The organism is Lamprobacter modestohalophilus (assembly GCF_016583905.1).
Classification (GTDB): domain Bacteria; phylum Pseudomonadota; class Gammaproteobacteria; order Chromatiales; family Chromatiaceae; genus Lamprobacter; species Lamprobacter modestohalophilus.
In genome coordinates this window covers 1-8,909 of record NZ_NRRY01000086.1, presented here as the reverse complement: position 1 = coordinate 8,909, position 8,909 = coordinate 1, and the positions used below count along the sequence as shown (strand labels likewise).

The following is an 8,909-nucleotide window of genomic DNA, read 5'->3' as shown; positions in this document are numbered from 1 at the left end:
CGTGATGGCCCGGTCTTTGTGAGTCTCTGTCATTGGTCTGCTCCGCTACCTTGGTTGACGATGGGTTCTCATCATCGCTTATTGTGCCCGCTCGGGGTGTGTTGGAGGAGCGGGGCGGACCATTCCATTACCGGCGGGATCGGTGCCGAAGGCGACAAAGCTTGGTTGCGGCAAAGACTGTTGCAGCTGTTGACCTTATTTCGCCAACGAAACGACTTGGCACACGGCCGGATCGCGGAAGATGTCGCAGTTGAGCGCGTTTATGACTTGCTGTGTCGGATCAGGGAGAAATGGTGTGCTGCTGTTCCAGATTTTCGCGGGTTCTGAAACCGGAAAAAATTAGACAAATGACTGACGTTCCCCTAAATGCTGTAGCAATCTTAGCAGCCGGTGGCTGATCGCTAGCTGAGGCCGAGATGCTGCTGCGCCTGATGGAGCGCAAATTCGACCCCACCACCCACCGCACCGATGCCCGGCTGCGCCAACAGATCCAAGAGGCCGATGCACCTGTGCGCCACAGGCCTGAGCGATCACGACCGTGTCATCGCTCGAGCCGGTATCGAGCAGGATGATCGACTCGACCAGGCCCCGCGCGCTCTCCAATCACGCACGCAGTGTCGCCGCCTCATTGCGCGCGATGACCACCAGCGCGAGTCGGCAGCGCGGGGACTTGGGCGGGGAGGGTGGCTGTGCTGAGCGGTGTGGCATGGGCGTCGGGCGCGCTGGTGGGGTTGAAAGCGCTGGTGGGCATCATCAGGCGCGTTGAGTGGCGCTTGAGCATAGCGCAGTCGCTCAGCATCACGCAGCCAGCAATGGTCATTCGGGCGACAACAGGCGTGCCAGACCTGCCAAAATGGCCGCTCACCCTCCAAGTGCTCCACTGAAGCGCTCAACCGCGAGGCGACATGACCATGGCCTGTCTAGGCCATGGTCAAGCCCGCCGTCGTGCGGCTGCTGCGCGAGCGCCAGCTGACGGTGCATCAGGTGCTGAGCAACCTGCTGGCGTATGACGACGACGGCTGCCCTCTGATGGAGATCGACCTGCTGGTGGTCAACAGCGAGGTGGCCGTGGCGGTGGAATGCCAATCCCACCTCGGCACCGACGACGTGCGCGAGCATCTGGAGCAGAGCGTTGATCAGCGCGACCTGTCATACGTCGCCGATTTCCACGATGACCTCACCCATCTCGAGTGATGCCTGCGCGTCGACCCAAAAAATCATGCGGCCAGTCTTGCGATATCGGCCCGTTTGGCCGCGTAATGCAGACAGGCACTGATATCCTCGGGCTCCAGGTCAGGGAAGTCAGCGAGAATCTCATCGGCTGCGACCCCTTGAGCCAGCATTTCCAAGATGTCGGTCACGCGAATCCTCATCCCCCGAATGCAGGGCCGGCCGCCGCATTGTCGAGGGTTGAAGGTGATACGTTGGTGGAGAACCGTGTTCATGCTTCGGACACTCTCAGAGCAGTGAGTGATTGAACGCTGAGCCTAGCAGATTCGGCCGCGGCAACCCGATCCGGTGCATTGTGCGCGACCCGGATTTGATCGCGGCATATTCCCAAGCGGCGCTGTTCTACCATGGCCAGAGCTTCTGGCGCATGCCGAGCGACTTCCACGCGCTGATCCGCCCGTTGCCGGAGGCGCTCAAGCCTTATGTGCCGCAGCAGTTTGGCTATGCCTTGCATGATCTCTCGCCGCGCAGCGATGCGGAGATCAAAGGCGATGTGCTCACGCGCTTGGTGCAGCTCGCGCTGCGCTGGAGATCTTCAGCGACCAGCCGCTCGAGCATCTGCAGCGGCTGATCGCCTTGATCCACCAGATCGCTGACCGTGACACCGCGCTGCAGAGTCTGGAATCGCTGCTGAGAGAGGATGTCCAAGGGACACAACGGATCGACGAAGCCGACGTCCGCCGCTTGTTGGAACAGACCGCACCAGGAGATCCCATCATGCAGACGTTGATTGATCGGTCGATTGAGCAAGGCCGCGAGCAGGGCGAGCGCAACGGCGAAGCCAAGCGGCGGCTGCGCCAGATAGAGCGCAAGTTCGGCCCCACTGATGCCCGGCTGCGCCAACAGATCCAAGCGGCCGAGGCCGAGACCCTACTGACCTGGTCCGATCGCATCCTCACCGCTGAGACCCCGGCGGCGGTGTTTCATAGCGCCTTGCCGCCAGCCGAAGCCCAACAGGTGATGCTTCGCCACCCGCGCCGCCAGGCTGCGCGAACAAGGGCGGCTGATCTCTAATCTGGCCTGCCTGCTGCCGTGCCCTGGTGACCATCAACATGCACACTGACAAACAGACTCATCGAGGTGCTCGAACAGCTGCGCCAGACCCAACCCGAGCACCCGCTGCTGGCCACCTTTCTGCCCTATCTGCCTATCTGGTCGAAGACCGCGAACGCTTGCGCGAACAAGCCCCGCTCGCCTATGGTCAAATCCAACAGGCCCCACTGCCCGAATCCGCGCGCCGCCAGTGTCTCGACGTTTTTCAATCCTGGCTGCTCGCACGCTTTCAGGATCAGACCCTAGAGGAGATCCTCATCATGCTCGGTGAAATGACCCCACTCGAACAGACCCGCGCTTATCGCGAGATTGTGGCGAAGAATAAGCCGATCTGGCTTGAAGAAGGCCGCCAGCGCGAAGTCCAACTGGTGCTACGCCTCCTGCGCCGTCGCCTCGGCAAGCTGACCAAGGCGCAGCAGGCCAGCGTACAATCCCTTCCGGTCGATCAGCTCGAAGATCTCACCGAAGCGCTGCTCGACTTCAGCGCCGCCGCCGACCTCGAGACCTGGCTCGCCGCACACCCGGCACCGCAACAGACCGCCTGCGACACCGCGCCATGATGCCTGCGACCCACCACCACGAGTCCGACTACCTGCAATGGCTGCAAACCCAGGTCAACCACCTGCGCGCCGGACGGCTCGATTGCCTGGACCGCGAGCAACTGGTGGAGGAACTTGAGGGGATGAGTCGCAGTGAACGACGGCAATTGCGCAACCGGCTGGTGGTCCTGATGATGCATCTGCTCAAGCTGCGTCATCAACTCGACAAACAATCGCGCAGCTGGACCGTGACCATCATCACCCAGCGTACGGACATCAAACTCCTGCTCCGTGAAAGTCCGAGCCTGAAACCCAGCTTGCCCGAGGCGCTTGCAGCGAGTTACCCGCGTGCTCGCCAAGAAGCCGCCGATGAAACTGGCCTGCCGCTCTCGACCTTTCCAGACCAGCCTCCCTTCACTTTAGAGCAGGTGCTTGATGAAGACTATTGGCCTGAACCTGGGGAGCGCTAACGCCTGTACTGGCTGCTCGCGCGTTTTCAGGACCAGACCCTAGAGGAGATCCTCATCATGCTCGGCGAAATGACCCCACTCGAACAGACCTGCGCCTATCGCGAGATCGTGGCGAAGAACCAGCCGATTTGGCTGGAGGAAGGCCGCGCCGACCTCGAGACCTGGCTCGCCGCGCACCCGAGCAAGATGGATGACGTCACAGTCCGCTAACGTCGTCGTAAAATGACTCAGCCCACCTCATCACTGGAGCCTCAAAAGCCACAGTCAGAGTGGTGCTATGATCCCGGAGAGAGACGTCCCAAACACCGCTGGGCGAAAGACGAAGCCGGATTCGTGGACTCATCTTCAGGTCCAGTCGGCAAATGTCATCGATCCATCAGCATCGAGATCGCAACCAAGCTACTCCGCGAGGGTGTGGTCTATCACGCACCTGGAACCGAGATGCCAGAACATGTCTATGCGGTCTATCGTGGTGTCATCTATGAAGCCGCACCGACTCAGCCTGGTGTCTCCTTCCATGGCTATCCCTGGCGCGGCAACCAAGGCCGGCCAGCACTACCTCCCAGGATTCTGCGTCAGCTCGAGCAACGTGCGGTAGCCGACGGTTTTGGCGGAGCGTTTAAATCATGGCTCAAGCAATACAGCGAGGCAGTGATACCGGCATTGAGATGTGGATACTGCCGGCAGACGATGCCAAGGCGGCCCGCGGCCTCGCCGAAGCCCGGTTCAGCCTCGCTGTGGCTGGTCTGCCGGTCTGGGGGCCAGCCGCATCGGACAGAGCGACTCCGCTCGCCGCGTCACAGCCTTGGCCGTTGGTCGATTTCCTTCATGGCCTCGCCCGCATCTGGCCCTGGCTCATGCTCGAGCAAGGCTATCCCATCGATATCGCCCCGCTGCACCCTGGCACCATGATGCAAGAGGCCGACGCACGCTGGCGCGATCTGGCCATTGGTCAGGCTGAGGCAGAGGAAGATCAACTCTTCGACTTCCGGCAACGTCACGACCTCTCGTTGCTGTTTCGAGGCTTAATGCTGCGGCCACTCTGGCTGTTACGCGAAGGCAGGGATGCACAGCTCTGGTCACCCGCATTGGAACGAACGCGCTATCTCCCTCACGCCCAAGCGATGAGCGACCTAGCCGCTATCGGTCACCACCTGGATCGACTGCTTGCAACCAGCACGGAACCCCGCGCCCGCTACGCGCGACAATGCTGGTCCGAGCGCGAACAGCGTGTCGCTGAACACTTCCTCCCAATCACCACCGGTCTCGACATCAGCGAATTGCGCCGGCTGGCCGGAGTCGGTGGTGCGGCGAACGATCAACCCCTAGACGACTGGTTCGAAGTCCACCCCGGCGCGAAAGCCCATGAGCATCCTGGCGAATTGCTGATGGCGGCTCGGATGACGAGCGCGTCTGTCGGCGCCGAGCAGCAGCACTGCCTGCTGCAAGCCATCCGCGCGATACCCTGTATGGCCACGCCACATCTGGATGATCTTGCGCGTCAAGCGACCCAGGTTGTGCAGATGCAAGCGCCGGCCTACGAGCAGGGTTACCAATTGGCGCAATGGCTGCGCCAGCGGCTCGGCATTGCGAGCGACCAACCTGCGTTTCCTGACCAGATACTGCGACAGTGGGGCTTACACCTCAGTGAGATCGATATCACCGCAGGCATCGACGCTGTCGCCGTCTGGGGAGATCGCCACGGGCCTGCCGTGTTGCTCAATACGAACCACCGCTCACGCGCGTCAACAGCCAATGGCCGACGGTCAACGCTGGCGCATGAGATCTGCCATCTGCTGGCCGATCGCGCGCATGCGTTGCCCGTTGCCGAGGTGTTGGGTGGTCAGGTCCCGCGTTGGCCTGAGCAACGCGCCAATGCCTTCGCCGCCGAGTTCCTGCTGCCGCGCGAACAGGTCGAACGCGTCTGTCGGGCACAGTCAGAGGTGCTGCTGGCCGCAGCCAATCTGGAAGAGCGGTTTCAAGTGAGTCGGACATTGACGCTGCATCAGATCAACAACGCCGAATGGAGCAGCGTCCTGTCTGCGGCAGAACGAAAGCGTTTAGATCGATGGGCGTTATGACACTTTGTCAGACCTCTCGTTTGATCATCCAACACCTCAACGGTAGTGCTCTAGATCTGGAGGTCTTTCGAAATCATGGCGCGATGATCCAGTTACAGGGATAGCATCATCTACTCGACACCAACATATCTGTAGGGCTACCCCTGCGGCGAGGCGTCTAGCGATCAAGGACTGCAAACTTGCCGCAGCGCGCGAAGCCAGGCCGCACTGTCCGGAGCATCAATGACAGGCTCGGTCAGTTCGAGCAGCAGTTCAAAGTCGTCGATCTGCTCCAAGATCGGCCGCGTCTCATCGGCGACCTTGGGGCCAAAACGTTTCTCGATCTGGCGCACCAAGATGTTGCGGATCGGTCGGAGAGCCTCGAGTCGCGCGCGACGCGTTGTCTCTTCCGGGTTCGGTTGCTCGCGGAACGGCCAGAAGTTGTCTGGCGTGGTCGCATAGTCGTGCTGGAGCGGCGCCAGGGATGTGATGTTGATGTCGGAGGCGCGGACGATCTCGCGCAACTGGTCGCGCTGTTCGCATTCCCACTCATCTGTGTTTGCATCGGTCACCGATAACAGATCGGTGCCGTCGTACAGGCACAGCTCGATCGCCATCTGCCCGATCCGCAAGGGCCGCTGTGAATCAATCCAGAAAAAGAACCGGAAGCGATAGTTAATATCCCAGGCTGGCTCCCAGTCGCCGGCGATGGCACCCATGTCGGCGCTGCGCGTGGGCTGGGTGAGGTATTGCAGCCAATCCAAGAGGTCGAGTCGCAGCCCATAGTCTCGCCATGGGCGCAGAGAGTGGGCCGTGGCAAGAAAGCGCCGGACTCGCTCCAACAGCGGATCGGTCTGTGGCGGGATCTCAAAAGGCTCGGCCGTCAGCGCCTCGTCGAGAGCGAAGCGGAGATGAAAATCCGGCCGCTCCTCGGGTGGCGTGTACCGATGCCAAAACTGACGCTGCTCCTCATCCGAGGCGCGTTGAAGCAGGAACAAGAACGCAGCGGTGGCAAACTGTGGCGGCAGCGTCGCATGGAGGTCGCCGAGCTGGTCACGCAACAGACGATCGAGCCACGCCACCGGCAGCTGCCCGCCGAGCTGCTGCAAGCGCTCTCTGAACAACCGATACTCCGCAAGCGCATTCTCAGGCGTGCCGTCGCCCCACTTGTAGAAGCGCATGGCCAAGGTCATCGTGCCCGATCCGGGGTCGATGAGGTAGTAATCGTACCAGGCTCGTGTTGACATATTGGTCTCCCGACTTAATGCAGATCTCCACTGAACAGCTTGCCTTGCCTTCCTCTTTAGCGGGTACGAGTATCCGTTAGCGAGTGGCGTGGGTCGCTGCGTTCTAGCGGGTTGATCAGCGGCGCGCTGCGCATGATGCCGCCGTTGTTGACTAGGGAACGATTCAATAACAAGCGGTGCATCTTTGTGATTGAAGCTACGAATCAGTCTGCGCCAACTGCTGGAAAAGCCACCGCGAAGATGCAAGTATACGCCAGCCCTAGAACACGGATCATCGACCGACCATGAACGATTTTCCCGGCTATGATGAGACGCATGAGCAGACGATGCGTCTGTACGCACGCTCGTTGCCAGAAGACCATCGTCGCCGCTACGCAGCGCTGGAGGCGCTGAAGATCGGCTACGGCGGCATCGCCTATGTGGCGCGGGTTCTGGGCATGAGTCGGCGCACGCTCTACACCGGTATCCAGGAACTGGAGTCGATGGGTGAAGGCGATCCGCAGGATCCGCAGCGCCCAAGCGGCGAGGCTCACCGAGTGCGCCGACCCGGCGGTGGACGCCCACCCCTGATCGAGCGTCAGCCCGAGGTGAACGCCACGCTCACGGACGTGCTCGACGCGCAGACCGCCGGCAGTCCGACCGATCCCCGGGTGCGGTGGACGGATCTCAATCCGATGCGTCTCACGCAGGCATTGCTCGAGCACGGGATCCGAGTCAGTCGCAACACCGCGGCCACCTGGCTCGAGCACTGGGGGTTTCGGCCTCGCGCGCTGCGCAAGGAACTGATCACCGGCGTCGTCGATCCAGTGGAGCGCGATGCACAATTCCGCCACATCGCCGCCCTGCGCCGCTTGGCGCGGATGAAGGGCGCGCCCGTGTTCAGTGTCGACACCAAAAAGAAGGAACTCCTCGGGCGCTTGCATCGGCGTGGTCGCGGTTACGGCACCGCAGCGCAAGCGGTCTACGACCATGATTTCCGCCACCTGGCCACCGGGCGGCTCATCCCGCACGGCGTCTACGACGTGCGCCTCAACCAGGCCTTCGTCACCCTGGGCACCTCGCGCGAGACCAGCGCCTTCGTCTGTGACGCCATCGCCCTGGCCTGGGAGACGCACTTCGCGCCGCTCTACCCGAACGCCACCGAACTGCTCCTGCTGTTCGACTGTGGCGGCGCCAATGCCGCCCGGTCGCTGCGTTTCAAAGAAGACCTGATCGCCCTCTCCCAGCGCGTGGGGCTGCGCTTGCGCATTGCCCACTATCCGCCGTACACCTCCAAGTGGAACCCGATCGAGCATCGCCTGTTCTGCCACATCGAGCAAGCCTGGAGCGGACTCATCCTGGAAACCCCCGAGAGCGCCCTCAAGGCCGTTGAGACCACGCGTACCCAAACCGGCTTGAAGGTCGCTGCGCGTCTCCTCGACAAGACCTATGAGCTGGGGCGCAAGTGCTCTGAGTCCTTCCGCTCGATGAAGGATCGTTTCATTCGCCATGATGCACGGGTGCAGCCTTGTAATGATGTCGCCTTGAGGAGTACGCTATAACCTCCTGATGAAGCAGACAGTGAGGTGGTGGTGATGGCGCAAGTGATCCGGCGTTCGGATGACGAAGTGACAGTCGAGGTAACGGTGCGCCTGCGTGGCAGCCTGATGGAGATGGAGGAGGCCATTCTGGAGGCGACCAACGCCGTCGGGGGTTGTGCGACCGAGGAGGCCCTTGGGCGCTTTGACACCGACGGCAGCCCGATTCGCGTCGGCGAGACCAAGCTCACCGCCCGTGGCCGCCATCCGAAGGTCTACCAGATCCCCTATGGCGACGTGCAGCTCGAGCGCTACGTCTACCAGACCTCGCGCGGCGGGCGTATCTACTGCCCGTTGGAGCACCAAGCGCGGATCATCCGCGGCGCCACCCCACGCTTTGCCAGCCAGCTCAGTCACAAGTACGCCCAACTCAATGTGAGCGCGGTGCAGACGGACCTGGAGCAGAATCACGGCCGCAAGGTTGCCCGCTCTTACATCCAGAATGTGGCCGACTGGGTTGGCAGCATCGCCACGGCCAAGGAAGAGACCTGGGAGTACGCGTTGCCAGCGCTGCAGGTCTCCATTGCCACGGTGGTGATCAGCCTCGATGGGGCGATGATCCCGATGGCCGACAGCGCCGGCTATCGCGAAGCCATGGCCGGTGCGCTGTCGTTCTACGACCACGACGGCGAGCGTCAGCACACCGTCTATCTGGCCGCCGCGCCCGAATACGGCAAGCAGAGCTTTCTCGCGCGCCTGGAGCGCGAGATTGCGCGCGCCAAGCAGCAGTACC

The 8,909-nt window shown here is 61.9% G+C and carries 11 protein-coding genes and 1 pseudogene; 10 read left to right on the top strand and 2 right to left on the bottom strand.

Annotated elements, in window-relative coordinates; translation table 11 throughout:
* Together CKO42_RS26980 and CKO42_RS24860 are read left to right on the top strand one after the other, a co-directional pair.
* A partial coding sequence (locus tag CKO42_RS26980; RefSeq protein ID WP_207148823.1) for a hypothetical protein occupies positions 1-327 on the top strand: 327 nt, incomplete at its 5' end.
* A 600-nt stretch (positions 328-927) separates the two neighbouring features.
* Positions 928-1,194 carry a hypothetical protein gene (locus CKO42_RS24860; RefSeq protein ID WP_200251342.1) on the top strand — a complete coding sequence of 89 codons (267 nt, stop codon included), beginning with the start codon at positions 928-930 and terminating at the stop codon, positions 1,192-1,194.
* Between the two features lie 23 nt (positions 1,195-1,217).
* On the opposite strand, the gene CKO42_RS24855 is transcribed toward CKO42_RS24860, so the two are convergent.
* Complete coding sequence (locus CKO42_RS24855; protein ID WP_200251340.1) at positions 1,218-1,445, bottom strand: DUF433 domain-containing protein; 228 nt, start codon at positions 1,443-1,445, stop codon at positions 1,218-1,220.
* Between the two features lie 29 nt (positions 1,446-1,474).
* Here CKO42_RS24855 and CKO42_RS24850 point away from each other — a divergent pair, with 29 nt between their 5' ends.
* The 6 genes from CKO42_RS24850 to CKO42_RS24825 all read left to right on the top strand — a co-directional run bounded on the left by CKO42_RS24850 (position 1,475) and on the right by CKO42_RS24825 (position 5,373).
* Positions 1,475-1,801 (top strand): Rpn family recombination-promoting nuclease/putative transposase, encoded by a 327-nt coding sequence (locus tag CKO42_RS24850; RefSeq protein ID WP_200251338.1) that lies wholly within the window; start codon positions 1,475-1,477, stop codon positions 1,799-1,801.
* Positions 1,802-1,806: 5 nt separating this feature from the next.
* Positions 1,807-2,244, top strand: a complete 438-nt coding sequence (locus tag CKO42_RS24845) for an RpnC/YadD family protein (protein WP_200251335.1) — start codon at positions 1,807-1,809, stop codon at positions 2,242-2,244.
* A 38-nt stretch (positions 2,245-2,282) separates the two neighbouring features.
* Complete coding sequence (locus CKO42_RS24840; RefSeq protein WP_242479682.1) at positions 2,283-2,843, top strand: DUF4351 domain-containing protein; 561 nt, start codon at positions 2,283-2,285, stop codon at positions 2,841-2,843.
* Positions 2,840-3,292 carry a DUF29 domain-containing protein gene (locus CKO42_RS24835; protein ID WP_200251331.1) on the top strand — a complete coding sequence of 151 codons (453 nt, stop codon included), beginning with the start codon at positions 2,840-2,842 and terminating at the stop codon, positions 3,290-3,292. Before CKO42_RS24840 ends, CKO42_RS24835 begins: the two co-directional genes overlap by 4 nt.
* Before the next feature lie 57 nt (positions 3,293-3,349).
* On the top strand, positions 3,350-3,502 hold the full coding sequence (locus CKO42_RS24830) for a hypothetical protein (protein WP_200251329.1): 153 nt from the start codon (positions 3,350-3,352) through the stop codon (positions 3,500-3,502).
* A 416-nt stretch (positions 3,503-3,918) separates the two neighbouring features.
* Positions 3,919-5,373, top strand: a complete 1,455-nt coding sequence (locus CKO42_RS24825) for an ImmA/IrrE family metallo-endopeptidase (protein ID WP_200251317.1) — start codon at positions 3,919-3,921, stop codon at positions 5,371-5,373.
* A 164-nt stretch (positions 5,374-5,537) separates the two neighbouring features.
* Here CKO42_RS24825 and CKO42_RS24820 read toward each other — a convergent pair whose 3' ends face one another.
* A complete protein-coding gene (locus CKO42_RS24820) occupies positions 5,538-6,599 on the bottom strand; it encodes a hypothetical protein (protein ID WP_200251307.1) in 1,062 nt (353 codons plus the stop codon).
* 284 nt (positions 6,600-6,883) lie between these two features.
* Between CKO42_RS24820 and CKO42_RS24815 the strand changes: the two genes are divergently transcribed.
* Positions 6,884-8,140 (top strand): ISAzo13 family transposase, encoded by a 1,257-nt coding sequence (locus CKO42_RS24815; protein ID WP_200251305.1) that lies wholly within the window; start codon positions 6,884-6,886, stop codon positions 8,138-8,140.
* A 33-nt stretch (positions 8,141-8,173) separates the two neighbouring features.
* Positions 8,174-8,909: pseudogene (locus tag CKO42_RS24810) on the top strand (ISKra4 family transposase); the annotation flags it as partial.

Coding starts and splice junctions, on each gene's coding strand:
- CKO42_RS24820 (WP_200251307.1), bottom strand. CDS start 6,599: ATGTCAACACGAGCCTGGTACGATTACTACCTCATCGACCCCGGATCG.
- CKO42_RS24860 (WP_200251342.1), top strand. CDS start 928: ATGGTCAAGCCCGCCGTCGTGCGGCTGCTGCGCGAGCGCCAGCTGACG.
- CKO42_RS24815 (WP_200251305.1), top strand. CDS start 6,884: ATGAACGATTTTCCCGGCTATGATGAGACGCATGAGCAGACGATGCGT.
- CKO42_RS24825 (WP_200251317.1), top strand. CDS start 3,919: ATGGCTCAAGCAATACAGCGAGGCAGTGATACCGGCATTGAGATGTGG.
- CKO42_RS24840 (WP_242479682.1), top strand. CDS start 2,283: ATGCACACTGACAAACAGACTCATCGAGGTGCTCGAACAGCTGCGCCA.
- CKO42_RS24830 (WP_200251329.1), top strand. CDS start 3,350: ATGCTCGGCGAAATGACCCCACTCGAACAGACCTGCGCCTATCGCGAG.
- CKO42_RS24855 (WP_200251340.1), bottom strand. CDS start 1,445: ATGAACACGGTTCTCCACCAACGTATCACCTTCAACCCTCGACAATGC.
- CKO42_RS24835 (WP_200251331.1), top strand. CDS start 2,840: ATGATGCCTGCGACCCACCACCACGAGTCCGACTACCTGCAATGGCTG.